This is a genomic window from Streptomyces sp. NPDC029216 (assembly GCF_040648015.1).
GTDB lineage: Bacteria > Actinomycetota > Actinomycetes > Streptomycetales > Streptomycetaceae > Streptomyces.
Window position 1 is genome coordinate 48,244 of record NZ_JBEZWL010000003.1, and the last position, 23,737, is coordinate 71,980.

19 protein-coding genes and 1 pseudogene are annotated in these 23,737 nt (G+C 72.5%); 5 read left to right on the forward strand and 15 right to left on the reverse strand.

What is annotated here, in order from left to right; genetic code table 11:
* Window positions 1-39: 39 nt before the first annotated feature.
* The 4 genes from AB0F18_RS01995 to AB0F18_RS02010 all read right to left on the reverse strand — a co-directional run bounded on the left by AB0F18_RS01995 (window position 40) and on the right by AB0F18_RS02010 (window position 5,926).
* Window positions 40-2,472 (reverse strand): [protein-PII] uridylyltransferase, encoded by a 2,433-nt coding sequence (locus AB0F18_RS01995; RefSeq protein WP_362053737.1) that lies wholly within the window; start codon window positions 2,470-2,472, stop codon window positions 40-42.
* A gap of 17 nt (window positions 2,473-2,489) precedes the next feature.
* Entirely contained in the window at window positions 2,490-2,828 is a 339-nt protein-coding gene (locus tag AB0F18_RS02000) for a P-II family nitrogen regulator (RefSeq protein WP_362053740.1), read from the reverse strand.
* Window positions 2,825-4,171, reverse strand: a complete 1,347-nt coding sequence (locus AB0F18_RS02005) for an ammonium transporter (protein ID WP_362053743.1) — start codon at window positions 4,169-4,171, stop codon at window positions 2,825-2,827. Before AB0F18_RS02005 ends, AB0F18_RS02000 begins: the two co-directional genes overlap by 4 nt.
* A gap of 261 nt (window positions 4,172-4,432) precedes the next feature.
* Window positions 4,433-5,926: a hypothetical protein gene (locus tag AB0F18_RS02010; RefSeq protein ID WP_362053746.1), complete on the reverse strand. Its 1,494-nt coding sequence runs from the start codon at window positions 5,924-5,926 to the stop codon at window positions 4,433-4,435.
* A 406-nt stretch (window positions 5,927-6,332) separates the two neighbouring features.
* On the opposite strand from AB0F18_RS02010, the gene AB0F18_RS02015 reads away from it, so the two are divergent.
* Window positions 6,333-7,001, forward strand: a complete 669-nt coding sequence (locus AB0F18_RS02015; RefSeq protein WP_362053749.1) for a bifunctional DNA primase/polymerase — start codon at window positions 6,333-6,335, stop codon at window positions 6,999-7,001.
* Window positions 7,002-7,103: 102 nt separating this feature from the next.
* Here the strand turns inward: AB0F18_RS02015 and ftsY are convergent, their stop codons facing one another.
* On the reverse strand, window positions 7,104-8,321 hold the full coding sequence (ftsY, locus tag AB0F18_RS02020) for a signal recognition particle-docking protein FtsY (protein WP_362053962.1): 1,218 nt from the start codon (window positions 8,319-8,321) through the stop codon (window positions 7,104-7,106).
* Between the two features lie 143 nt (window positions 8,322-8,464).
* Between ftsY and AB0F18_RS02025 the strand changes: the two are divergent.
* Together AB0F18_RS02025 and AB0F18_RS02030 are read left to right on the forward strand one after the other, a co-directional pair.
* Window positions 8,465-9,924, forward strand: a pseudogene (locus AB0F18_RS02025) (cytosine permease).
* Between the two features lie 63 nt (window positions 9,925-9,987).
* Window positions 9,988-10,974, forward strand: coding sequence for an LLM class flavin-dependent oxidoreductase (locus AB0F18_RS02030; protein WP_362053752.1), 987 nt, complete (start codon window positions 9,988-9,990; stop codon window positions 10,972-10,974).
* A gap of 45 nt (window positions 10,975-11,019) precedes the next feature.
* Here the strand turns inward: AB0F18_RS02030 and AB0F18_RS02035 are convergent, their stop codons facing one another.
* The 4 genes from AB0F18_RS02035 to AB0F18_RS02050 all read right to left on the reverse strand — a co-directional run bounded on the left by AB0F18_RS02035 (window position 11,020) and on the right by AB0F18_RS02050 (window position 17,665).
* Window positions 11,020-12,453, reverse strand: coding sequence for a sugar porter family MFS transporter (locus AB0F18_RS02035; protein ID WP_362053755.1), 1,434 nt, complete (start codon window positions 12,451-12,453; stop codon window positions 11,020-11,022).
* Between the two features lie 182 nt (window positions 12,454-12,635).
* A complete protein-coding gene (locus tag AB0F18_RS02040; protein ID WP_362053758.1) occupies window positions 12,636-16,559 on the reverse strand; it encodes an AAA family ATPase in 3,924 nt (1,307 codons plus the stop codon).
* Between the two features lie 239 nt (window positions 16,560-16,798).
* Complete coding sequence (locus AB0F18_RS02045; RefSeq protein ID WP_042810367.1) at window positions 16,799-17,014, reverse strand: hypothetical protein; 216 nt, start codon at window positions 17,012-17,014, stop codon at window positions 16,799-16,801.
* 369 nt (window positions 17,015-17,383) lie between these two features.
* On the reverse strand, window positions 17,384-17,665 hold the full coding sequence (locus AB0F18_RS02050; RefSeq protein WP_358892717.1) for an acylphosphatase: 282 nt from the start codon (window positions 17,663-17,665) through the stop codon (window positions 17,384-17,386).
* Between the two features lie 131 nt (window positions 17,666-17,796).
* Between AB0F18_RS02050 and AB0F18_RS02055 the strand changes: the two genes are divergently transcribed.
* On the forward strand, window positions 17,797-18,636 hold the full coding sequence (locus AB0F18_RS02055) for a CAP domain-containing protein (RefSeq protein WP_362053761.1): 840 nt from the start codon (window positions 17,797-17,799) through the stop codon (window positions 18,634-18,636).
* Between the two features lie 43 nt (window positions 18,637-18,679).
* Here the strand turns inward: AB0F18_RS02055 and AB0F18_RS02060 are convergent, their stop codons facing one another.
* A complete protein-coding gene (locus AB0F18_RS02060; protein WP_362053764.1) occupies window positions 18,680-19,291 on the reverse strand; it encodes a flavodoxin family protein in 612 nt (203 codons plus the stop codon).
* Between the two features lie 125 nt (window positions 19,292-19,416).
* Here AB0F18_RS02060 and AB0F18_RS02065 point away from each other — a divergent pair, with 125 nt between their 5' ends.
* Window positions 19,417-19,833, forward strand: coding sequence for a helix-turn-helix domain-containing protein (locus AB0F18_RS02065; protein WP_362053767.1), 417 nt, complete (start codon window positions 19,417-19,419; stop codon window positions 19,831-19,833).
* Here AB0F18_RS02065 and mutM read toward each other — a convergent pair.
* The 5 genes from mutM to AB0F18_RS02090 form a co-directional block, all read right to left on the reverse strand.
* Window positions 19,806-20,675, reverse strand: coding sequence for a bifunctional DNA-formamidopyrimidine glycosylase/DNA-(apurinic or apyrimidinic site) lyase (mutM, locus tag AB0F18_RS02070; RefSeq protein ID WP_362053770.1), 870 nt, complete (start codon window positions 20,673-20,675; stop codon window positions 19,806-19,808). The two genes, AB0F18_RS02065 and mutM, sit on opposite strands and share 28 nt — an antisense overlap.
* 200 nt (window positions 20,676-20,875) lie before the next feature.
* Window positions 20,876-21,685: a ribonuclease III gene (gene rnc / locus AB0F18_RS02075; protein WP_362053773.1), complete on the reverse strand. Its 810-nt coding sequence runs from the start codon at window positions 21,683-21,685 to the stop codon at window positions 20,876-20,878.
* A gap of 19 nt (window positions 21,686-21,704) precedes the next feature.
* The gene (gene rpmF / locus AB0F18_RS02080) at window positions 21,705-21,878 is read right to left on the reverse strand and encodes a 50S ribosomal protein L32 (RefSeq protein WP_003965982.1); all 174 of its coding nucleotides are present in this window, start codon (window positions 21,876-21,878) and stop codon (window positions 21,705-21,707) included.
* 2 nt (window positions 21,879-21,880) lie between these two features.
* Entirely contained in the window at window positions 21,881-22,531 is a 651-nt protein-coding gene (locus AB0F18_RS02085; protein WP_362053965.1) for a DUF177 domain-containing protein, read from the reverse strand.
* A 128-nt stretch (window positions 22,532-22,659) separates the two neighbouring features.
* A complete protein-coding gene (locus tag AB0F18_RS02090) occupies window positions 22,660-23,709 on the reverse strand; it encodes a cell division initiation protein (protein WP_362053776.1) in 1,050 nt (349 codons plus the stop codon).
* Between the last annotated feature and the right edge of the window lie 28 nt (window positions 23,710-23,737).

Genomic DNA, 23,737 nt, shown 5'->3' on the forward strand with positions numbered 1-23,737 from the left:
CAGCCCGCGCGGCGTTTGAGCGCACCGGCCGCGCAGCGGCTACGCCAGGGCCGACTGGACCTGGGCGGCGACGGCGGCGGCCGCCGCGGCCGGCAGGGGCTTGCCGTCCGGGTCGACCACGTAGACCGTGTCCACGGCATTGGCGCCCAGCGTGGAGACGTGCGCGCTGCGCACCCGGACCCCGGCTGCCTCCAGGGCCCGCCCGATCCGGTGGAGGAGACCCACCGCGTCCGGGGCGCGGACCTCCAGGACCGTGGCCAGCGGGGAGACGTCCGGGACCACCGTGACGCGGGGCGGCGGCGGCACGACCCCCCGCCGCCTCGGGTAGGCCGCCTCGCGGCCCGCCAGCTTCGCCGGGACGTCCAGCGAGCCGTCCAGCGCCCGGATCAGATCGGTCCGCAGCCGGGCCGCCTGCGGCAGCGCCCCGTACTCCGCGGCCACCCGCCACCGCAGCACCAGCACCTCGCCCAGATGGTCCGGCAGCTCCAGGAACCGCAGGTCCGCGGCCCGCACCGTCAGCCGGTGCAGCGCCAGCACCCCGGACACCGCCGGGAGCACCCCGGGCTGCTCCGGTACGGCCACGGCCAGCTCGACCCCGACGGCGTCGTCCTCCTCCTGCCGGGCGTGCAGCGTGAGCACCGGCTCCCCGGTGCGCAGCGCCTCCAGCGCCAGGCGCTCCTGTTCCGCGGTGGGACCCTCCGGCTCCGGGCCGGCGGCCGGTTCCCCGCTCAGCACGGCGGCGACCCGCCGCACCAGGTCGGCCACCAGCGAGCCCCGCCAGGTGCTCCACGCCGCCGGCCCCGTCGCCAGGGCGTCGGCCTCGGTCAGGGCGTGCAGGACCTCCAGGGTGCCGGTCGAGCCGACGGCGCGGGCCACGGCGGTCACGGTCGCCGGGTCGTCGAGGTCCCGCCGGGTCGCGGTGTCCACGAGCAGCAGGTGGTGGCGTACGAGGGTGCCCAGCACGGCGGCGTCCTCGGCGTCGAAGCCCACCCGTACGGCCATGTCGCGCGCGATGGTCTCGCCGACGACGGAGTGGTCCCCGGGCCAGCCCTTGCCGATGTCGTGCAGCAGGGCCGCCATCAGCAGCAGGTCGGGCCGGCCGACCCGGCGGGTCAGCGCCGAGGCCCGTACGGCCGTCTCGATCAGGTGCCGGTCGACGGTCCAGGTGTGCACGGGGTTGTGCTGGGGGCGGCAGCGCACCCGCTCCCAGTCGGGCAGCAGCCGGCTGATCAGCCCCTCGGCCTCCAGCGCCTCCCACACCCCCACCATCGGCTCCCCCGCGCCCAGCAGGGTCAGCAGCTGCTCCCGCGCCTCGGCGGGCCAGGGCACGGGCAGCGGCCGGGCCTGCGCCGCGAGCCGGCGTACGGCGTGCAGCGAGACGGGCAGCCCGGCCTGTGCGGCGGCCGCACCGAAGCGCAGCGGCAGGACGGGGTCCCGGTCGGGCCGGGCGGCGAGCGCCAGGACGGCCTCCCCCTCGGACTCCACGACCCCCTCGGCCAGCGGCGCCCGCTCGGCGGCGGCCGCCGCCCCCCGCGTGCCCAGCAGCCCCCGCAGCCGCGGCCGGGCGGCCCTGGCCCGCAGGACGCGCCCCACCTCCCGCCAGGTGACGTCGCCGGCGTAGGCGACCACCCGGGCGGCCTCGTACACCTCGCGCAGCAGTGCGTCCGCGTCGAGGAGCCCCAGCCGGGCGGCGACCTGGGGCTGTTCCTGGAGCGAGAGCCGGTCGGTGGCCCGGCCGGTGACCAGGTGCAGCGCGTCCCGCGCGTCCAGCAGCCGGCGCCGGGCCTCGGCGAGCCCCTCGCGCGGGGCGTCGGCCAGCCAGGACGCGGCGACGGCGCGCAGGGTGGTGGCGTCCCGGAGCCCGCCGCGCGCGTCCTTGAGGTCGGGCTCCAGCAGGAAGCGCAGCTCCCCGGCCCGTTCGGCGCGCTCCCGGCACAGGGCGTGGAGCTGCGGGAGCCGTTTGGCGGCCTGGTTGCGCCAGTCGGCGAGCACCGCGGTGCGCAGCCCGGCGAGGAGTCCGGCGTCGCCCGCGACGAGCCGGGCGTCCAGCAGCCCGAGGTGGGCCTTGAGGTCCTCGGCGGCGACCTTGCGGGCCTCGCCGGGGGTGCGTACGGAGTGGTCGAGGGCGACTCCGGTGTCCCAGACGGGGTACCAGAGGCGGTCGGCGAGGGCGCCGAGCGCCTGGGGGCGGGCCTTGCCGTCGTGGAGCAGCAGCAGGTCGAGGTCGCTGCGCGGGGAGAGCTCCCCGCGTCCGTAGCCGCCGACGGCGACGAGGGCCGCGCCCCGTACGCCGGCTTCCTGCGCGGCGGTCGTGAACAGGCCGTTCAGCCACTGGTCGGTCAGTGCGGACAGGGCGGAACGCCGTGACGGCCCGGACCGCGACTCCTCCTGGAGGAGTCGCAGCCGGGCCGCGGCGTATCCGCTGGGTCCCGAGCCGGTGGGGTCTTCCGTGGTCTCTTCGACGCTCGTCACCCGGGAGCTCCCGTCATCTAGAGGGCGTCGGCGCCGCGCTCGCCGGTGCGGACCCGGACGACCGAGTCCACGGGGACGCTCCACACCTTGCCGTCGCCGATCTTCTCGGTGCGGGCGGCGCTGACGATGACGTTGACGAGCTCCTCGGCCTCGTCGTCGTCGGCGAGGACCTCGATGCGGATCTTCGGTACGAGGTCCACGGTGTACTCGGCGCCGCGGTAGACCTCGGTGTGGCCGCGCTGGCGGCCGTATCCGCTGGCTTCGGAGACGGTCAGGCCCTGGACTCCGAAGGCGTGGAGGGCTTCCTTGATGTCGTCGAGCTTGTAGGGCTTGACGATGGCGGTGATCAGCTTCATGCGTCGACCTTCTTGTTGGCGGCGGCCACGGGGGCGTGGGAGGCGGCGGGGCGTGCGGAGATCCCGCCGCCGGCGCCGCTGAAGTCGTAGGCGGTCTCCGCGTGCTCGGCCTGGTCGATGCCGGAGACCTCGACGTCCTCGGCGACCCGCATCCCGATGGTCTTGTCGATGAGGAAGGCCATGATCGCCGATACGACGAGGGAGTAGGCGAGGACGGAGAAAACTCCGATGGCCTGCTTGCCGAGCTGTTCGAAGCCGCCGCCGTAGAAGAGGCCCTTGGCGTCGGACTGGACGCCGCCGGTGGCGAAGAGGCCGATGAGCAGGGAGCCGGCGACGCCGCCGACGAGGTGGACGCCGACCACGTCGAGGGAGTCGTCGTAGCCGAACTTGTACTTGAGGCCGACGGCCATGGCGCACAGCACACCGGCGATGGCGCCGACGGCGATCGCGCCGAGCGGGCTGACGCAGCCGCCGGCCGGGGTGATGGCGACGAGGCCGGCGACGGCGCCGGAGGCGGCGCCGAGGGTGGTGAAGGAGCCGTGGCGCAGCTTCTCGTAGCCGAGCCAGGCGAGCATGGCGGCGGCGGTGGCGACCTGGGTGTTGACGAACATGACGGCGCCGACGCCGTCGTCGTTGCCGAGCCAGGATCCGGCGTTGAAGCCGAACCAGCCGAACCACAGCAGGCCGGCGCCGAGCATCACGAGGGGCAGGCTGTGCGGGCGCATCGGGTCCTTCTTGAAGCCGACGCGCTTGCCGATGACGAGGATGACGCCGAAGGCGGCAGCGCCGGCGTTGATGTGGACGGCGGTGCCGCCGGCGAAGTCGATGACGCCGAGCTCGAAGAGCCAGCCGCCGGCGCCCCACACCCAGTGGGCGACGGGGAAGTAGACGACGGTGACCCACAGGGCGGTGAAGAGGACCCAGGCGCTGAACTTGACGCGGTCGGCGAGGGCGCCGCTGATCAGGGCGGGGGTGATGACCGCGAACATCAGCTGGAAGACGGCGAAGACGTACACGGGGATGGTGTAGCCGTCCCAGAGCTCGGTGAGGCCGATGCCGCTGAGGCCGACGTAGTCGGAGTTCCAGCCGATGACCGAGCCGGAGTCGGTGCCGAAGGCGAGGCTGAAGCCGTAGAGCACCCACAGGATCGTGACGATCCCGAGGCTGACGAAACTCATCATCAGCATGTTGAGGCTGCTCTTGACGCGGACCATGCCTCCGTAGAAGAAGGCGAGTCCCGGGGTCATCAGCATGACCAGGGCGGAGCAGATGAGCATGAACCCGGTGTTCGCGGCAGACAGGGTGGGGGCGTCTGCAGCGAGGGTCGTGATGGCTGATGCCATCGGCGTCTCCTCGTCGTCGGTACGTTCGCGTGCGGGCGATCGTGGGAACCTGAGCGGCGGCGCAAGGTCTGGCCGGTTATTGGCCCTGAGGTTCGCGCAGGCCGGTTTCCGGCGGCGCCGCTCGGTGTTTCGCTCCGATGACGAAGAGGTCGGGCGTGTTACGCCTGAATGAACCGGTGAGGTGCGGGTCCGGTCCGTGTCATGTGAGGGTCAGGCGGGGATCGGGCGCACGTCAGGCGCGTGCCAGGGCCCTGGGGCGGCTCAGACGGCCTCGGCGGCCTCGGGGAGGCGGGAGGCGAGGAGGTCGGTCAGCCGGACCACCTCGGCGACGTCGCCGTATTCACGGGCGGCGATGTCGACGGTCTTGCGGAGCCGGGTGTTCACCCGTTCGGAGCGCACTTTTCGCGCCACGTCGAGGGCCTGGTCGACGAGGACGGTCGCCTGCTCGGGTTCGCGCTGGAGCAGGTGGACGGTGGCCATGCCGATGAGGTTGAGGGCGTAGGAACGCTGGTGCTCCCCGTCCTTGGCGAAGAGCTCGACGGCCCGTTCCATGACGGGTTCGGCGAGGGAGGCGTAGGTGGGGCTGCGGCCGGCGACGTAGGCCAGGTCGCGGTAGGAGTGGGAGTTCTCGCCGTTGAGTTCGGCCTCGGAGAAGAAGCGGATCCAGTCGGGTTCGGGTTCGTCGCCGAAGCCGACGTCGCTGAAGGTGTCCTCGGCCATGCGCACGGCCCGCTTGCAGCGGCTGGGCTGGCCCATGTTGGCGTAGGCGCGGGCCTCCATCGCGTAGAGCATGGCCTGGGTGCGCGGTCCGGCGCAGTCGCGGCTGCCGTACTGGGCGAGGTGGATGAGTTCCAGGGCGTCCTCGGGGCGGCCGAGGTGGATCATCTGGCGGCTCATGCCGGAGAGGATGTACGAGCCCAGCGGCTTGTCCCCGGCCTCCTTCGCGGCGTGCAGCGCGAGGACGAAGTACTTCTGGGCGGTGGGGTGCAGGCCGACGTCGTAGCTCATCCAGCCGGCGAGTTCGGCGAGTTCGGCGGCGACCTTGAAGAGCCGCTTCATGACGGGGGCCGGGTGGCTCTCCTGGAGCAGGTCGGTGACCTCGTGGAGCTGGCCGACGACGGCCTTGCGGCGCAGTCCGCCGCCGCACTGGGCGTCCCACTGGCGGAACATCACGGTGGTGGCTTCGAGGAGGTCGAGCTCGGGCTCGGAGAGCCGGGGCGGCCGGTAGCCGGAGAGGGCTCCCGTCGGCCCGCCCCCTGCCTGCGGCCCCGGGTCGGCGGCCGGGACGGGGACGAGCCAGCGCTGCATGGGCTCGATGAGGGCGGGGCCGGCGGAGAGGGCGAGGGAGGTCCCGAGGAAACCGCGGCGGGCCAGCATGAGGTCGCTGCGGGAGAACTCGCTGAGCAGTTCCACGGTCTGCGGGCCCGCCCAGGGCAGGTCGACGCCGGAGACGGAGGGGGTCTGGTGGGCGGTGCGCAGGCCGAGCTGTTCGATGGCGACGACGGAGCCGAAGCGTTCGGAGAAGAGCTCGGAGAGGATGCGCGGCACGGGTTCGCGGGGCTGTTCGCCGTCGAGCCAGCGGCGGACCCGGGAGGTGTCGGTGCTGATGTGGTGGGCGCCCATCTGGCGGGCCCGGCGGTTGACCTGACGGGCGAGCTCGCCCTTGGACCAGCCGCTGCGTACGAACCAGGAGGTCAGCTGCTCGTTGCGGTCGGCTGATTCCCCGCTCGTTCCGCTTGCGCCGCTGCCGCTCACTGGAACGCCCCCATCCGCATCGCTTCTACACACGAAACCCTGGCCGGGGCGGCCGTTGCCGCCGGGGACCTTCACAGGTCCTCCACGCATTGCCTCCGGCATACCCACGGATGGGCCGCCGCACGGGGTTCGTGCACCGAAAGTAATCCTACGATCACCCCGTCGGCGAGGTCGATCCCGGAAACGCCACCATTCGCCACCCCTTTGAATGAACTCGCCACCGGCCAGGCGCGATTCACTTGACAGGAAGGCGAAACGGAACGGTTGGACGGGAGCGCGCCCGGGGCGCGCGCGGCGAGGAGTGCGCCGGGCGGCCCTGGTGGAAGGCGTGCTTCATCCGGCCTCCGAGAGGTCTCGCCGACGTCGTAACCACCGGCGCGTCCGACCCGTTGGAGAGGGCATGGGCATGGGCTTCACGATCGGCGGCAGCCGCAGCACCAAGGAATTCCGTTCCGGCGTCCGGCGCCGCGGCCGCACCTCGGAGTGCACGACGGTGGCGGAGTACACCGGCCTCTGGGGCTGGGACGCGGTCCCCGGCGCCCGCGCCGCGGGTCCGGCCCGCGACTGCTCCTGCGGTCATACGAACTGCCTCACGCCGGGGGCGCATCCGCTGGACTTCGCTCCCACCGTCCCGGGCGGCGCCACCCTCGACGAGGTCACCGCGATCTGGGGCGAGTACCCGGGCGCCGCGATCCTGCTCCCGGCCGGCCGCGCCTTCGACGTCATCGAGGTCTCCGCGGAGGCCGGCCGGCGGGCCCTGGTCCGGATGGAGCGGATGGGCCTGCCGCTGGGACCGGTGACGGCGACCCCGGACGGCCGCGCGCAGTTCTTCGTGGCCCCCGGCGCCGCGGCCGAGCTGCCCGAGCTGCTGTACCGGATGGGCTGGGACGACGCCGATCTGGACCTGCGCGCCCTGGGCCACGGAGCCTTCCTGACCGCCCCGCCCTCCGACCACGCGGGCCTCGGCCCGGCCGTCTGGCTGCGCCGGCCCGCGCTGGACTGCGCGGGCGGGCCCCCGCAGGCGCGGCTGCTGCTGGGCACCCTCGCGTACACCTGCCACCGCTTCCGGCGCTGACGCCCCGGCCCGTACCGGCCCTCCCGGCCCCGCACGGAGCAGTGCCCCCGCGTCCGGGGTTCCGGAGGCGGGGGCACTCGTCTGCGGGGACGGCCCGTCGGCTCAGTCGCCGATCAGGGCGTCGACGAAGGCCTCCGGCTCGAAGGGGGCCAGGTCGTCCGCGCCCTCACCGAGGCCGATGAGCTTGACCGGGACGCCCAGCGCGCGCTGGACGGCCACGACGATGCCGCCCTTGGCGGTGCCGTCGAGCTTGGTCAGCACGATGCCGGTGATGTCCACGACCTCGGCGAACACGCGCGCCTGGGTCAGGCCGTTCTGGCCGGTGGTGGCGTCGAGGACCAGCAGGACCTCGTCCAGCGGGCCGTGCTTCTCCACGACGCGCTTGACCTTGCCGAGCTCGTCCATGAGTCCGGTCTTGGTGTGCAGGCGGCCGGCGGTGTCGATGAGCACCACGTCCGCGCCCTCGGCGATGCCCTCCTTGACCGCGTCGAAGGCGATCGAGGCGGGGTCTCCGCCCTCGGGGCCGCGCACGGTGCGCGCCCCGACGCGCTCGCCCCAGGTCTGGAGCTGGTCGGCGGCGGCGGCGCGGAAGGTGTCGGCCGCGCCGAGGACCACGCTGCGGCCGTCGGCGACGAGCACCCGGGCGAGCTTGCCGGTGGTGGTGGTCTTGCCGGTGCCGTTGACGCCGACGACCATCACGACGGCCGGGGTGTCGACGCCGCTCTCGGTCTTCACGGCGCGGTCGAAGTCGGTGCCGACGAGGGCGACCAGCTCCTCCTTCAGCAGGCCGCGCAGCTCGGCGGGGGTCCGGGTGCCGAGCACCTTGACCCGCTCACGCAGCCGCTCCACGAGCTCCTGGGTGGGCGCGACGCCGACGTCCGCGATGAGGAGGGTCTCCTCGATCTCCTCCCAGGTGTCCTCGTCGAGGTGCTCGCGCGAGAGCAGCGTGAGCAGGCCCTTGCCGAGGGAGTTCTGCGAACGGGCGAGCCGTGCGCGCAGCCGGACCAGGCGGCCGGCGGTGGGCTCGGGCACCTCGATCTCGGGCGCGGCCGGGGCCTCGGGCTCCTCAGCCGGCGCCTCGACCGGAGCCGCGGTCTCCGCCTCCGGGAGCACGACCTCCTCGATGGTGCGGCGCGGCTCTTCCGCCGTCTCTACGGCGTCCTCCCCCACCTGCGGTTCGGCAGGCGGGGCAGTGATGGTCGGCGTGCTCGGCGGTGCCGTGGGGGGCAGCTGCTTCTTCTTGCGGCTGCTGACCACGAGCCCGCTGATCGCGCCGACCGCGACCAGGGCGATGACTACAGCAAGGATCAGGATTTCCATAACCACCCCAGTATCGGACACGGGCCACCCGGGACCCCGGACCTTGGACGTTCCCACCGGGCACCGATCCGCCATTTGTGGTCTTAACGCCACATCTACGATGATGGGCGGATTGTCCTCAGCCCCGCTTCCACGGAGTACGCATGCCTGCCGAAGAGAACGCCGCCGACGGCGCAGTCGAGAGCCGGGGGCTGGAGCCCGTACCGGACGGCGAGCGCGGCGGACGGGTCCGCGAGCTGGTGCCCACCTGGGTCGCCGCCAACATCAGCGTGCTGCTGCTCACCATGGGTGCGGGGCTGGTGATCTTCAACGAGCTCAACATCTGGCAGGTGCTGGTCGTCGGCGTGGCCGCGCCGGTCGTCTCGTACGGGCTGGTGGGGCTGATATCGATCGCCGGCAAGCGCGGCGGCGCCCCGGCATGGCGCTCTCGCGGGCCGTCTTCGGCCAGCGCGGCAACCTCTTCCCCGGGGCTCTGATCTGGGTGGCCCGCTGGGGCTGGGAGACGATCAACGCGGTCAGCGGCGCCTACGCCGTCCTGACCGTCCTCGACCTCCTCTTCGGGATCAAGAGCAGCACCGCCCTGATCGTCGTCACCCTGCTCTTCTTCGTGGGCTGCACCTTCGCGGTGTCCGGGCTCGGGATCAACGCGCTGCGGGTCTGCTCGACCTGGTCGACGTACCTGTTCGGCGCCTTCAGCGTGCTCGTCCTCGGCTACCTGCTCGTCACCACCGACTGGTCGGCCGTCCTCGGCAAGCCGGCCGGTTCCACGGCGATGATGATCGCGGGCATCGGCACCATCGCGGCCGGTGGCATCAGCTGGGTGCCGTCCGGGCCCGACTTCACCCGCTACCTGCCCCGCACGGCCTCCGCCAAGGGCGTGGTCGGCGCGACGGTCGGCGGCGCCGGCGTGGTCGTGCTGCCGATGGTGCTGATGGGCGCGGTGATGGCCGTCGGCACCCCGGACCTGGCCAGCGCCCAGGACCCGGTCTCCTTCATCGGCGAGCTGCTGCCGACCTGGATCGCGGTCCCCTACCTGCTGATCGCCCTCCTCGGCATGCTGCTGATCAACTCGATGTCGATGTACTCCGCCGGTTTCACCGCGCAGACCCTCGGGATCAAGGTGCCGCGCGCCTGGGCGGTCAGCGTGAACGCCGTCATCAGCCTGGTCTTCGGCTTCCTGCTGATGGTGGTCGCGACCAGCTTCTTCGGCTCGTTCATCTCCTTCCTGACCCTGCTGGCCGTGGCCTTCTCCGCGTGGATCGGGGTCTTCGGCGTGGACATGCTGCGCCGCACCTCCTACGACGGCCCGGCGCTGCTGGACACGACGCGCACCAGCGCCTACTGGTACCGGGGCGGGTTCGCCTGGCAGGCGATGACGGCCTGGGGGGCGGCCCTGGTGGTGGGCGCGCTGTTCACGAAGGTGGACTGGTTCACCGGCCCGCTGGCCACGACCTGGATCGGCGAGAACGGTCTGGGCTGGGTGGCCGGCATCCTCACCTCCGGAGCGCTGTACGCCGTACTGCCGCGCGACGCCTCCCCCGCCCCGGCCGGCCGGGAGCCCGCCGGGGAGGAGCGCGAGCCCGCCGGAGCCCTGTCCAACTGACGCTGCGTCAGCTAACGTCCCCCCTCGCCCGCACGACCGCATCCGGCGAAGGGGGACCCCTCCATGCCCGTCACCGTGGCCCGCTTCAACCTCGTCGACCCGCACGGCACCCCCGAGAGCCTCGCCGCCCGCTACCAGGCGGCGGTGGAGATGGCCCGGTACGCCGACACGCACGGGATCGACACGGTCCAGACCGAGGAGCACCACGGCACGGACAACCACTGGCTGCCCTCGCCCTTCGCGTTCGCGGGCGCGGTGCTCGGCGCCACCCGGCGGATCGCGGTCACCGTCTCGGCGATCATCGGCCCGCTGCACGACCCGTTGAAGGTGGCCGAGGACATCGCCGTCCTGGACCTGATCGGCGGCGGGCGGCTGGTGACGGTGGCGGGCATCGGCTACCGGCCCGAGGAGTACGAGCAGCACGGGGTGGAGTGGGGCCGGCGCGGCAGGCTCCAGGACGAGCTGCTGGAGACCCTGCTCCAGGCGTGGACCGGCGAGCCCTTCGAGTTCCGCGGCCGCACCGTGAAGGTGACCCCGGTGCCGTTCACCCGGCCGCACCCGATGCTGCTGGTGGGCGGCAGTTCGAAGGCGGCGGCGCGGCGGGCGGCCCGGCTGGGGCTGCCGTTCTTCCCGAGCGCGCACCTGCCGGAGCTGGAGGCGTACTACGGGGAGCGGCTCGCCGAGTACGGCACCGAGGGCTTCTGCATGATGCCGGCGGAGCAGACGCCGCTGCTGCACGTCTCCGAGGACCCGGACCGGGCGTGGGCGCTGTACGGGAAGCACTTCCTGCACGAGGCGGGGACGTACGCCTCCTGGCAGTCCGAGGACATCCGCTCGGCGGTCCGCTCCGGCGCCCGCACGGTCGAGGAGCTGCGGGCCGAAGGGGTCTACCGGATCCTCACGCCGCAGGAGGCGGTGGCGTACGCCCGGGGAGCGGGCGAGGCGGGGAACCTGGTGCTGCACCCGCTGTGCGGCGGGATGCCCCTGGAGGAGGGGTGGCGCAGCCTGCGGCTGCTGTGCGAACGGGTGCTGCCCCGGCTCAAGGACTGAGCCGGGGCAGCGCCGTGGAGGGGAGGGGGTGGTGGCGGGGAGTGGTTACCCCATCTCCTCCAACGCCTTGCCCTTGGTCTCCGGCACCCACTTGAGGATGAAGGGGATCGAGAGCACGGCGAAGACCGTGTAGATGACGTACGCCCCGGAGAGGTTCCAGTCCGACAGGGTCGGGAACGTGACCGTGATCAGCCAGTTGGCGACCCACTGGGCGGCGGCGGCCACACCGAGCGCGGCGGCCCGGATGCGGTTGGGGAACATCTCGCCGAGCAGCACCCAGACCACCACGCCCCAGGAGAGGGCGAAGAAGAGCACGAAGGCGTGCGCGGCGATCAGCGCGACGGTGCCCTGGGTCTCGGGCATGGAGATCTCGCCGGCGACGTCGGTCTTGTACGAGAACGCCCAGGCGCACAGGCCGAGGGAGAGCGCCATGCCCGCGGAGCCGATCAGCGCGAGCGGCTTGCGGCCGATGCGGTCCACGAAGATCATCGCGATCACCGTGCCGATGATGTTGATGATCGACGTGGTGAAGGAGTACAGGAACGAGCTGGTCGGGTCGATGCCGACGGACTGCCACAGCGAGGAGCTGTAGTAGAAGATCACGTTGATGCCGACGAGCTGCTGGAAGACCGAGAGGCCGATGCCGATCCAGACGATGGGGAGCAGGCCGAAGCGGCCGCCGAGCAGGTCCTTGAAGGTGGACTTGTGCTCGGAGCGCATGGCCGTCTCGATCTCGGCGACGCGCGCGTCGAGGTCGGTGCGCTCACCCTCGACCTCGGCGAGCACCTTGCGGGCCTCGTCGGTGCGCCCGACGGAGATCAGGAAGCGCGGGGACTCCGGGATGACGAAGGACATCAGCCCGTAGAGCACGGCGGGGACGACCATCACGCCGAGCATCCACTGCCAGGCTTCCAGGCCGCCGACCGTGCCGCGCTGGTCGCCGTCGGCCAGGTTGAGGATGCCCCAGTTGACCAGCTGCGAGACGGCGATGCCGATGACGATCGCGGCCTGCTGGAAGGAGGCGAGCCGGCCGCGGTAGGCGGGCGGGGAGACCTCGGCGATGTAGGCGGGGCCGATGACGGAGGCCATGCCGATGCCGAAGCCGCCGATCACGCGCCAGACGGCGAGGTCCCAGAGGGCGAAGGGCAGGGCCGAGCCGATGGCGCTCGCGGTGAACAGGACGGCCGCGATCTGCATGCAGCGGATACGGCCGATCCGGTCGGCGATCCGGCCGGCGGTGGCGGCGCCGATGGCGCAGCCGATCAGCGCGGCGGCGATCACCTGGGCGAGCGCGCCGGAGCCGATGTCGAAGCGGTCCCGGATGGCGACGACGGCGCCGTTGATCACGGAGCTGTCGTATCCGAAGAGGAAGCCGCCCATCGCGGCGGCCGCGGTGATGAAGATGACGTGGCCGAGGTGGTCGGGCGCGGACGTGTTTCCGCCGCCCGACGCCGCCGACTGCGCTGTGCTGCTGGTCAAGGTGTGCTCCGTGGGGGGTTCCGTCCGTTCTCCTAGTGGCGCACAGGTCAAGATCGGGCACCACCCGGAGGCGGGAGACAGCCCAGAGCTTATGTGTTCATTTCCTGAAGTCAATAGTTGATGTGAAGGTCGGGTTAACTTCAGAACACGGGTTCTGGATTCATTTCTTAAATGATCAGTTCTCAGCGGAGCCGCTGGCTGATCACCTTGGATACCCCGTCGCCCTGCATCGAGACGCCGTAGAGGGCGTCCGCGACCTCCATGGTCCGCTTCTGGTGGGTGATCACGATCAGCTGCGAGCTCTCCTGGAGCTCCTCCATGATCCGGATCAGCCGCTGGAGGTTGGTGTCGTCCAGGGCCGCCTCGACCTCGTCCATCACGTAGAACGGGCTGGGCCGCGCCTTGAAGATGGAGACCAGCAGCGCCACGGCCGTCAGGGACCGCTCACCGCCGGACAGCAGGGACAGCCGCTTGACCTTCTTGCCGGGCGGGCGGGCCTCGACGTCCACGCCGGTGGCGAGCATGTTCTCCGGGTCGGTGAGCACCAGACGGCCCTCGCCGCCGGGGAACAGCCGCGAGAAGACCCCCTCGAACTCGCGGGCGGTGTCCCGGTAGGCCTCGGTGAAGACCTGCTCGACCCGCTGGTCCACCTCCTTCACCACTTGAAGGAGGTCGGCACGCGTCTTCCGCAGGTCCTCCAACTGCTCGCTGAGGAACTGGTGACGCTCCTCCAGGGCCGCGAACTCCTCCAGCGCCAGCGGGTTGACCTTGCCGAGCTGCTGGTACGCGCGCTCGGCCGCCTTGAGCCGCTTCTCCTGCCGGGCCCGGTCGAAGGGGCCGGGCCGGTTGCGGGGGTGGTCCGGGTCCTCGGGGAGCACCTCGCCCTCGGCGGGCGGCGACGGGGGGACCGGCTGGTCGGGCCCGTACTCCGCGACGAGCGCGGCCGGCTCCACGCCGAGTTCCTCCAGGGCGCGGGTCTCCAGCTGCTCGATGCGCAGCCGCTTCTCGGCGCCGAGCACCTCGCCACGGTGCACGGAGTCGGTGAGCTTGTCGAGCTCGCCCTTGAGGTCGCGGCCCCGGCCGCGGGCCTCGCCGAGCTCCCGCTCGCGCAGCCCCTTGGCCTGCTCGGCGGCCGTGCGCTCGCGCTCCGCCCGGCCGACGGACACCTCCAGGTGCGCCAGCAGCTGCCGGGCCCCGTCGGCGACGGCCCGGGCGACCCCGGCCTCGTACCGCATCCGCTGCCGGCGCCGCTCGGCGCGCGCCCGCGCCTCACGCTCGGCCCTGGCCCCGCGGTCGAGGGCGTCCGCCCTTCCCGCGAGTCCCTTGACCCGCTCCTCATGGGTCCGCAGCTGCAGCCGCGCCTCCATCTCGGTCTGCCGCGCGTTGGCCCCGTCGGCGGCGAGCCGGTCCCGAGCCGAGCTGTCGGGGTCCTCCTCGACGGGCATCTCCTCCACGGCCGCGAGCCGCTCGGCGCACTCCTCCACGTCGATCCGCGCACGCTCCAGCGACTCCTCTGCGGCGGCCACGGCCAGGGCGCCGCGCTCGGCCTCGCCGAGGGCCCCCTTGGCCTGCCCGGCCAGCCGCCCGAGCTGCTGCGCGACCCCGGCGCGCGCCTGCTCCCCGGCCCGCCGCAGCTCACCGAGCTCCTCGACGCGCGCGGCGGCCCCGACCCGCCGCAGCAGGGCACCCTCCTCCGCCTCGACGAGCTCCCGGCACTCCCGCTCCAGCCGCTCCAGCTCCGCGTCCGCCTCGTCGACGGCGGCCTGCACCTCGATGAGACTGGGCACCCCGGCGGACCCGCCGTGCGCGAGATGCGCCCCGAGCACGTCCCCGTCCCCGGTCACGGCCACCAGCTCGGGCCGCGCGGCGACCACGGCCTCGGCCTCCTCCAACGACCCGACGACGACATACCCCCGCAGCACCCACGCCACGGCCCGCACCACCTCGGCGTCCCCCCGCACCAGCCCGGCGGCCTCCCGCCACGAACCCGCACCCACGACGGTCCCCACACGGCCAAACCCCGCCGCCACCCCGTCGAGCCCGGCCGGGTCCGGCGCGTCCAGCCCCGCCGACCCTTGAGCCGCAGGCTCCGAGGCGGAGCCCCGCCCACCCAGCCCCGCCGGCGTTTGAGCCGCAGGCTCCGAGGCGGAGCCCCGCACACCCAGCCCCGCCGGCGCTTGAGGCGCGGGGTCCGGGGCGGAGCCCCGGTTTCGGGAAGGGGCGGGGTGGGGGAAATCTCCCGACCCCTGGGCCTGCCCCGGCAGGCCTGCACCGCCCGGGGCCACACCACCGGGGCCCGGGGCATGCCCCGGCACCCCGCCCGCAGCCGGAGCCGGGACCGAGCCCGGGGACGGGGCCGCACCCGGGGCCGGGACCGAGCCCGAACCCGGAGCCGGGGTGATCAGGAACGTGGCTCGTCCCGCGTCCGTGTCCCGCAGGTACCGGATGGCCCCGGCAGCCGCCCCGGCCGACCCCACGGCCACCGCATCCGCGGCGGAGCCAAGGGCCGCCGCCACCGCGACCTCGTACCCCGCCTCCACCGACACCCGCTCGGCCGCCGGCCCCAGCACCCCCGCCAGCCGCTCCCGCACCGCCAGCAACGCCCCGGTCCCGTCCTTGCGCCGCAGCCCCAGCGCGAGCGCGTCCCGCCGCGCCGAGACCGCCGCGCGGGATCGTTCCGCCGAGGTCCGCGCCTCCCGGGCCGCCGCCAGCGCGGCCTCCGCCTCCGCCAGCCCGGCCCGCGCCGCCTCGTACTGCTCCTCCTCCGCGGAGGACTCCTCCAGCCCGCCGACCTCCTCGGCCAGCGCCTCGTACTCCTCCCGGGCCTCCTCCGCCCGGGCGCGCGCCTCGTCCCGGGCCGCCACCAGCCGGTCGATCTCCGCCTCGGCCGCCCCGGCCCGGGACCGGGCCGCGCCCAGCCGCCCGGTCAGCCGGGCCAGCTCCTCCCGCCGGTCGGCGACGGCCCGCGCGGCGTCCCGCAGCCGCCGCTCCTCCTCGGCGAGGGCCCGCTCCAGCTCGGCCCGGTGCGCGGCGGTGTCCTCCAGGGCCCGCTCGGACGCCTCCAGCGCGGCCGTCAGCTCCGCCTCCTGCTCCCGGATCCGGGCGGCCTCCCGCTCCATGTCCTCGGGGTCGCGGCCCCGCCGCTCCTCCTCCACCGGGGCCGAAGCGCTCTTGACCCGCGCCTGCGCCAGCGACTCGGTCCCCCGCACCCGTTCGGCCAGCTGCGCGAGCTCGTGCCAGGTCTGCTGGGCCCGCTGGAGCCGCGGCGCGAGCCGCCGTACCGCTTCCTCCAGCTCGGCCTCGCGGCGCAGCGCCTCCGCGAGGTCCCGCTCGGCGGACTCCTTGCGCTCCTTGAGCGCGGCCTCGTCGGCGATCTCGGCGTCGAGCGCGGCCCGCAGCGCCACCAGGTCGTCGGCGAGGAGGCGCAGCCGCGCGTCCCGCAGGTCGGCCTGGATCACGGCGGCCCGCCGGGCCACGGCCGCCTGCCGTCCGAGGGGCTTGAGCTGGCGGCGCAGCTCGTCGGTCAGGTCCTGCACCCGCGCGAGGTTGGCCTGCATCGCGTCGAGCTTGCGCAGCGCCTTCTCCTTGCGCTTGCGGTGCTTGAGCACACCCGCGGCCTCCTCGATGAAGGCGCGGCGGCCCATCGGGTCGGCGTGCAGGACGGAGTCGAGCTGGCCCTGTCCGACGATGACGTGCATCTCCCGGCCGATGCCGGAGTCGGAGAGGAGCTCCTGGATGTCGAGGAGCCGACAGGTGTCCCCGTTGATCTGGTATTCGCTGCTGCCGCCGCGGAACATGATCCGCGTGATGGTGACCTCGGCGTACTCGATCGGCAGGGCGCCGTCGGAGTTGTCGATGGTGAGGGAGACCTCGGCGCGGCCGAGCGGCGGCCGGCCCGTCGTGCCGGCGAAGATGACGTCTTCCATCTTGCCGCCGCGCAGGGACTTGGCCCCCTGTTCCCCCATGACCCAGGACAGCGCGTCCACCACGTTGGACTTGCCCGACCCGTTCGGGCCCACGACGCAGGTGATGCCCGGCTCGAAGCGGAGGGTGGTGGCGGAGGCGAAGGATTTGAAGCCGCGCAGGGTCAGGGACTTGAGGTGCACGCCGCCGGACTCTACCTTTCACGTTCGGTTTCACCCATGAAGGTGCAGGGCAGATCCGACGTTAAAGGAACCAGCCCCCCACCTGGCCCAATGCGCCTGACGGCCCACTGGGCGCGGTGGCTGATCGCGGCGTGGCGGATCACCGCAAGAAAGAAGGGACGCCGGAGCGTCCCTTGCAGATCATGCGGTGCCCGTGCAGATCATGCGGGGCTGAAGTCGAACGACGGGTGAGTCGCGGATCAGGTGAGCGCAGGCTCCGCCTGGGATACGTCGAGGTCCATGCTGCCGAGCAGCGAGTCTCCGTGCTGAGCGGCGGCCGCGGTCAGAGCGTCGTTCTCGGACTGGATCCGTCCGAGCTCGGACTCGAGGTCCTGGACGCGCTGCTGAAGCCGTCGCATCTCGGCGAGGAGTCGCGGGTCGGAACCGCCGACGTAACCGAGAAGCGCCTTTGCCATGATGGATGGTCCTCCACACTGAGTGACCGACCGAAGCGGTGTGGGTCGTGAGGGAATCGCACCCGCGGATGTCCGACAGCGACTGTCAGTCACTGCACTCGTTCTCTTGATCTAACGCTGCCTACTGCCAGCACTGCCAAACAGCTCAGGTGCGCGGGGCTTCCAGCGTCTCACCAAAAAGTTTGACGGTCAACACGATCACGCCCCGTATCGGCGGGCATCCCGGCCCTCGCAGGGGGCGTGGAGATCATCCTCATCTCCGAGCCTTCCACGGTTCGCCGCCGACGGCAACGTGTCGACGGCGAATGCGCAGTTCCGACCGGGTGTGGACCGTCCAGGGGTCTGATCAGTTCATGATCAGTCGATAGCTCACCGGATCTCGAACCCGTCGTAGCCGCCGCGCGGTGTGCCCCAGATCTCCGTCACCCCGTCCACTCGTCCGGGCGTGTCGCCGTCGCGGAGCCAGTCGAGCAGCCGGTGGCAATTCTCACGTTGACCCTCGGCCACCACCTGCACTCGGCCGTCGTCGAGGTTGAGGGCGAAGCCGGCCAGCCCGCCGATCTCCAGGGCATTGGCCCTGGTGAACCAGCGGAAGCCCACTCCCTGTACACGGCCGCGCACCCAGGCGGTCATGCGTACGTCTTCATTCATGCAAGAAAGCTAACCGGGCAAAGGCCTCTTGATCCCATCGGCCCCTTTGCCGCATGGGCTACAGTCCCCCACCAATGACTCACCCGTTCGGGTGAGCAAACGTTGATCTTGCAAAGAAGGGGCCGCGACCGATGGGACGCCACCGACTCCACGCCGCGCCGCGCCGCGGCGCCAGGCGCACCGCCGTGCGTACCGGCCTGCTCGGCGTCTCCGTGGCCGTGGTCCTCGGTACTGCGGCCGTCACGACCGGTTTCGTGCCGGTCGGCGGCTCCTTCCCGTACGTCGGCACGGGCTCCGCCGCCAGCACCGAGGCCCGGGCGAAGCCCACCCCGAGCCCGGACCGCGTGATGGAGCAGGGCGGCCTCGCCAACCTGTCCGGCCGCGCCTCCGCCGGCCCCGGCGCGAGCACCCCGTCGGGCACCCCCTCGGCCTCGCCCAGCCCCTCGGCCTCCCCGTCCCCTTCGGCCTCACCGTCGCCCACGCCCTCCCCTTCGGCCTCCACGAAGGCTCCGGAGAAGACGCCCGCCCCGCAGCCCCCGAAGGCGGTCGCCCCCAAGCCCGCGGCGCCCAAGCCCCCGGCCGCCGGGACCGCGAACCCCTCCGTGGAGGCGGAGGTCCTCGCCCTGGTCAACCAGGAGCGCGCCCAGGCCGGCTGCGTGGCGGTCCGCGCGAACCCGCCGCTGAACGCGCTGGCCGCGGCCTTCAGCAAGGACATGGCCGTCCGGGGCTTCTTCGACCACACCGACCCGGACGGCAACACCCCCTGGCAGCGGGCGCAGAACGCCGGCATCTCCGGGATGGGCGGCGAGAACATCGCGCGCGGCCAGGGTGACGCCAAGACGGTGATGCAGGGCTGGATGAACAGCCCCGGGCACCGCGCGAACATCCTCAACTGCGAATTCCGCACCCTCGGTGTGGGCGTCTACTTCGGGTCCGGCGGCCCCTGGTGGACCCAGGACTTCGGCTTCTAGCCGCCGCCGGAACCACCGCTCGGAACCGCCGGACGGGCGCCGGTCAGGCGGCGGAGGCCGCCAGGGCCGCCCGGCCCGCCAGGACCACGCGGGTGTGCTCGGCCACGCGGCGGCCGAGGTGCTCGGCGGTCGCGATGTCGGCCTTGTGGACGCCCTCCGGGCCCTCGTCGGCGTTGGTCTGGGCGGCCGCGCCGGAGGAGAAGCCGAGGCGGTTGAGGTCGTACTCGGAGCCGGTGGAGGAGTTCCAGCCCGGCTTCAGGCCCAGGTTCACCCAGCTCATGCCGTGCTGCGAGGCCAGCATCTGGAAGTACTGCAGGGTGTTGAGCTTGTCGCCCGCCTTGGAGGCGGAGTTGGTGAAGCCCGCCGCGACCTTGTCCTGCCAGGCGTCGCCGAACCAGCGCTTCGAGGTGGCCTCCGCGAAGACGTGGAAGGCGCCGGACGCGGTGCCCATGTAGGTCGGGGAGCCGAAGACGATCGCGTCGGAGGCGTCGAGGAGCTCCCACTCGGCGTCGGTGATCTCGTCGACCTTGACGACGTGCACGGTCGCCCCGGCTGCGGCGGCGCCGGCCCGCACGGCCTCGGCGACCACGGCGGTGTGCCCGTAACCCGAGTGGTAGGCGATGGAGACGACGGGGGCGGGGATGGTGGCAGACATGGCTGTGCTCCTAGAAGGCTGTTCCGGTGCACCGTGGTACGGCGCGGTGCGACGGACCAAGAGAAGCACTAACTTTTAGAAAGCGCAAGCAGATGGTTAGCGCTACCCGGGGGTACGCTAGAGCCATGGAGATCCCTGCCTGTACCGATGTCTGCGCCGAGGGCGCCGCGGCCGACCTGCCGTTCGACGTGTTCGCGCGCGCCTGTCCCTCGCGGGAAACCCTGGAGCACGTCACCGGCCGCTGGGGCAGCCTCACCGTGGGCGCCCTGCGCGACGGCCCGCGCCGCTTCAACGAGCTGCGCCGCCGGGTCGAGGGCGTGAGCGAGAAGATGCTCTCCCAGACCCTGCACGCACTGGAGCGCGACGGCATCGTCACGCGCGAGGCGCAGCCGACCAACCCGCCCCGCGTCGACTACGAGCTGACCCCGCTCGGCCGCGAGGTCGCCGACCGCCTGCTCGCCCTGATCCATTTCCTGGAAGGCAGCATGGACGAGGTCCTCACCTCGCGGCGGTCCTACGACACCGCGCGCGGCGGCCTCTGACAGCGCGGGCAGAAGTAGCTGGACCGGTTCATCCAGGCCCGCCGCCGCATCGGCGTACCGCAGCGGCGGCAGGGCTCGCCCTCGCGCCCGTAGGCGTCCAGGGACCGGTCGAAGTAGCCCGATTCGCCGTTCACGTTGACGTACAGGCTGTCGAAGCTGGTCCCGCCGACGGAGAGCGCGGCGTTCATGACCTCCCTCACATGGGTGAGGAGTTCCACGCTCCGGGGGCGGGTGAGGGTGGCGGTGGGGCGCTCGTAGTGCAGCCTGGCGCGCCACAGGGCCTCGTCGGCGTAGATGTTGCCGACCCCGCTGATCAGCGACTGGTCCAGCAGCGCCCGCTTGAGGGTGGTCCGCTTGGCGCGCAGCGCCAGGTGGTAGGCGGCCTCGTCGAACAGGGGGTCCAGGGGGTCGCGGGCGATGTGCGCGATGACGTCCGGCAGTCCGTCCTCGCTGCCGGGGACGGTCTCGTGCAGCGAGAGCCCGCCGAAAGTGCGCTGGTCCACGAAGCGCAGCTCGGTCCCGGCGTCGTCGGCGAAGCGGACCCGGATGCGCAGGTGCTTCTCGTCGGGAGCGCCGGCCGGCTGCACCAGCAGCTGCCCGCTCATCCCGAGGTGCCCGAGGACGGACAGGTCCCGGCCCTCCAGCGGCAGCCACAGGTATTTGCCGCGCCGCCGCGGCACCCCGATGGTCCCGCCGGCCAGGCGCGCCGCGAAGTCGGCCCCGCCCGCCGGGTGCCGGCGCACGGCCCTGGGGTGGAGCACCTCCACGCCGTCGACGGTCCGTCCGGCCACCCAGCGCTCCAGGCCGCGCCGCACCACTTCGACTTCGGGCAGCTCGGGCACGGTGTTCCTCCGGGGAAAGGCGGACGTCGCAGGACAGGAGCGCGGACGTCCGGCTCTGCCCGCGAGCCTACCCGGCGGCCCGGCGCGGCAGGGGCCCCGCCCGGAAAGGGAACCGCGCGGGGGCGGGACGCCCGGAAACGGGACCGCCCGCCCCTGCCGGTGGCAGGAGCGGGCGGGGACGTACCCGAAGGAAGCGTCGGTCAGGCCTGGGGCGCCGGGTCGGCGGGGGTCGGTGCCCCGCCGGCTTCGGCGGACGCCGCTTCCGCGGCCTTCCGCTCGTCCGCCGCGGCACGGATCCCGCGCCACGCGGACTCCGCCGCCTGCTGTTCCGCTTCCTTCTTGCTGCGGCCGGTGCCGGTGCCGTACGAGACACCACCGACGCGAGCAGCAGCTGTGAAGGTCTTCTCGTGGTCCGGACCGGTCTCGGTGACCAGGTACTCGGGCACGCCGAGGCCTTCGGCCGCCGTGAGCTCCTGGAGACTGGTCTTCCAGTCCAGGCCGGCACCGAGGTTCGAGGACTTCTCGATGAGCGGGTCGAAGAGCCGGTGAACCAGCTCCGAGGCCGCGTCGAGGCCCTTGTCGAGATAGACCGCGCCGATCACCGCTTCAAGGGTGTCGGCAAGGATGGAGGCCTTGTCCCGGCCGCCCGTGCCCTCTTCGCCCCGGCCGAGCCGGATGAAGGAGCCGAGGTCCAGCCCGCGGCCGACCTCCGCCAGCGCACGCGAGTTGACCACCGCGGCCCGCAGTTTGGCCAGTTGGCCTTCCGGCAGGTCGGGGTGGGTGGTGTACAGCGTGTCCGTGACCACCAGACCCAGGACGGAGTCCCCGAGGAACTCCAGCCGTTCGTTGGTGGGCAGACCGCCGTTCTCGTACGCGTACGAACGGTGGGTCAGCGCACGCACCAGAAGGGCGGACTCGAGTTGGTACCCGAGCCGCCCTTCCAGAAGCGTGTGGGACGAGGCCGCGTTGTTACTGTCTGCCTGCTTCTCAGCGTTGGACAGCTCAGACATTGCGCCTCTCACCAGCCGCTCAGACCTCGAGGACCTGGCGCTTGTTGTAGGTGCCGCAGCTCGGGCACGCGATGTGCTGGAGCTTCGGCTCCTGGCAACGCTCGCACGAAACCAGGGTGGGGACCGCAGCCTTCCACTGCGACCGGCGGTGGCGCGTGTTGCTGCGCGACATCTTCCGCTTCGGAACAGCCACGGCTACTTCTCCTGCTTCTCGGCGGCGCTCTGAACTCCGTCAGATGCAGTGCCGCTCATGTTGTCCTTCTCGCCGTCCTGATCGGTCACGACGAGTTCCTGCAATGCCGCCCAACGGATGTCGACGGCGTCGTGGTGGTGCTCCGGGTCGTCGTTCAGGCTGAGCCCGCAATCGGGGCACAGTCCGAGACAGTCCTCCCGGCACACCGGCTGCATGGGCAGTGCGAGCACCACCGCATCCCGCAGCACGGGTTCGAGGTCGAACAATCCGTCCTCGAGGAAGAGCATGTCCTCGTCGTCCTCGGCGTCGTCGGCCGGCTCCGCCTTCTGGCGGCCCCGGTCGTCGGCGTCAGGGTACGAGAACATTTCCTGGAAGTCCGTCTTGAGCTCGCGCTCGACGGCCTCCAGACACCTTACGCACTCCCCCACGGCCTTTGCACGGACGGTGCCTGTGACAAGCACCCCTTCCATGACCGACTCCAGGCGGAGCTCGATCTTCACGGGGGCGCCTTCCGGCACTCCGATGACGTCGACGAGACCGAAGTCCGCCGGCGCCTCGACCTCACGGGACAGCCGCTGCATGGCACCAGGACGCCGGCCCAGCTCGTGCGTGTCGAACACGAGGGGGTTGCGGTGGTCGAGGCGGGTATTCAGGGCCGTTCCTGCTTTCACAGATCGCTGAAGATCAAAGATTTCGCTGCTCACGGGCAGCACGGACCGCGACGCATATGCGCGACCGAACAGCCAGGATACCCGGCGCTTCGCTCAGAGCCCAATCCGGCCTAACGGCCCTGTTCGTACTGGCGCAGCTGATCGAGGTTGATCATGCTCGTGTCGAAAAAGCTGGTCTCGTCGAGCGCGGGCTGCTGCGGCTGGTGGGGCTGCTGCGGGTGCTGCTGGTAGGCGGCGTACGGGTCGGGCTGCTGCTGCGGGTAGCCGCCGTACGGGTCCGGCTGCTGGGGGTACCCCGCATAGGGGTCCTGGTAGGCGTAGCCGTCCTGCTGGGGCTGCTGCGCCTGCTGCTGCGGGTAGGGCGTGACGTAGGCCGCCGCCGCGTAGTCGTCGTAGACCGGCGCCGCCTGGGCGGGGATCACCGGCGCCTCGGGTTCGGCGAGCCCGGCCAGGAAGTCCGCGTCGCTCGACGGGCGGACCTGCTGGTTGCCGGCCGCGTCCTGGGCGGCCATGTGCGCGCCGAGGTCGTCCGTGGGCACCCGGCCCAGCAGCTTCTGGCGGCCCCTGCCGACGGCCTCCAGGGTCTTGGAGAGCACCGCCTCGACGGTGGCCAGCTTGGTGTCCACGTACGCGTCCGCCTGCTCACGCCGGGTCTGCGGGTCGGGGCTGGGCTCGGGGGCGCCGGTGTCGTCGTAGCCCTGGGGGTCCAGGCCCGGCCCGCGGCCCAGGAGCTTCTCGCGGCCGCGGTCCACGGCGCCGATGGTCTTGCTGAGGACGACCTCGAAGTTGGCGAGCTTGCCGTCCACGTACTCGTCGGCCTCGGCCCGGATCTCGGCGGCCTCCCGGCGGGCGTCGGCCAGGATCCGGTCGGCCTCGGCCTGCGAGCGGCGCGCGATCTCGGTGTCGGAGATCAGGCTGCCGCGCTGGGCGTGCGCGGACTCGATGATCCGGCCGGCCTCCCGGCGGGCCTCCTCGACCATCTGCTCGCGCCCGCCGATCACCTCGCGGGCCTGGGCGAGCGAGCCGGGCAGGGCCTGGCGTACCTCTTCGAGCTGGGCGAGGAGCTCCGCGCGGTTGACCACGCAGGAGGCCGACATGGGCAGCGACCGGGCGCCGCCCACGGCCGCGACGATCTCGTCCAGCTTCTTCTGTACGTCCATGGGGGCTCGCGCTCTCTTCGCCTCGGAC

Coding starts and splice junctions, on each gene's coding strand:
- AB0F18_RS02000 (WP_362053740.1), bottom strand. CDS start 2,828: ATGAAGCTGATCACCGCCATCGTCAAGCCCTACAAGCTCGACGACATC.
- AB0F18_RS02005 (WP_362053743.1), bottom strand. CDS start 4,171: ATGGCATCAGCCATCACGACCCTCGCTGCAGACGCCCCCACCCTGTCT.
- AB0F18_RS02015 (WP_362053749.1), top strand. CDS start 6,333: ATGGGCTTCACGATCGGCGGCAGCCGCAGCACCAAGGAATTCCGTTCC.
- ftsY (WP_362053962.1), bottom strand. CDS start 8,321: ATGGAAATCCTGATCCTTGCTGTAGTCATCGCCCTGGTCGCGGTCGGC.
- AB0F18_RS02030 (WP_362053752.1), top strand. CDS start 9,988: ATGCCCGTCACCGTGGCCCGCTTCAACCTCGTCGACCCGCACGGCACC.
- AB0F18_RS02045 (WP_042810367.1), bottom strand. CDS start 17,014: ATGGCAAAGGCGCTTCTCGGTTACGTCGGCGGTTCCGACCCGCGACTC.
- AB0F18_RS02050 (WP_358892717.1), bottom strand. CDS start 17,665: ATGAATGAAGACGTACGCATGACCGCCTGGGTGCGCGGCCGTGTACAG.
- AB0F18_RS02055 (WP_362053761.1), top strand. CDS start 17,797: ATGGGACGCCACCGACTCCACGCCGCGCCGCGCCGCGGCGCCAGGCGC.
- AB0F18_RS02060 (WP_362053764.1), bottom strand. CDS start 19,291: ATGTCTGCCACCATCCCCGCCCCCGTCGTCTCCATCGCCTACCACTCG.
- AB0F18_RS02065 (WP_362053767.1), top strand. CDS start 19,417: ATGGAGATCCCTGCCTGTACCGATGTCTGCGCCGAGGGCGCCGCGGCC.
- rnc (WP_362053773.1), bottom strand. CDS start 21,685: ATGTCTGAGCTGTCCAACGCTGAGAAGCAGGCAGACAGTAACAACGCG.
- AB0F18_RS02090 (WP_362053776.1), bottom strand. CDS start 23,709: ATGGACGTACAGAAGAAGCTGGACGAGATCGTCGCGGCCGTGGGCGGC.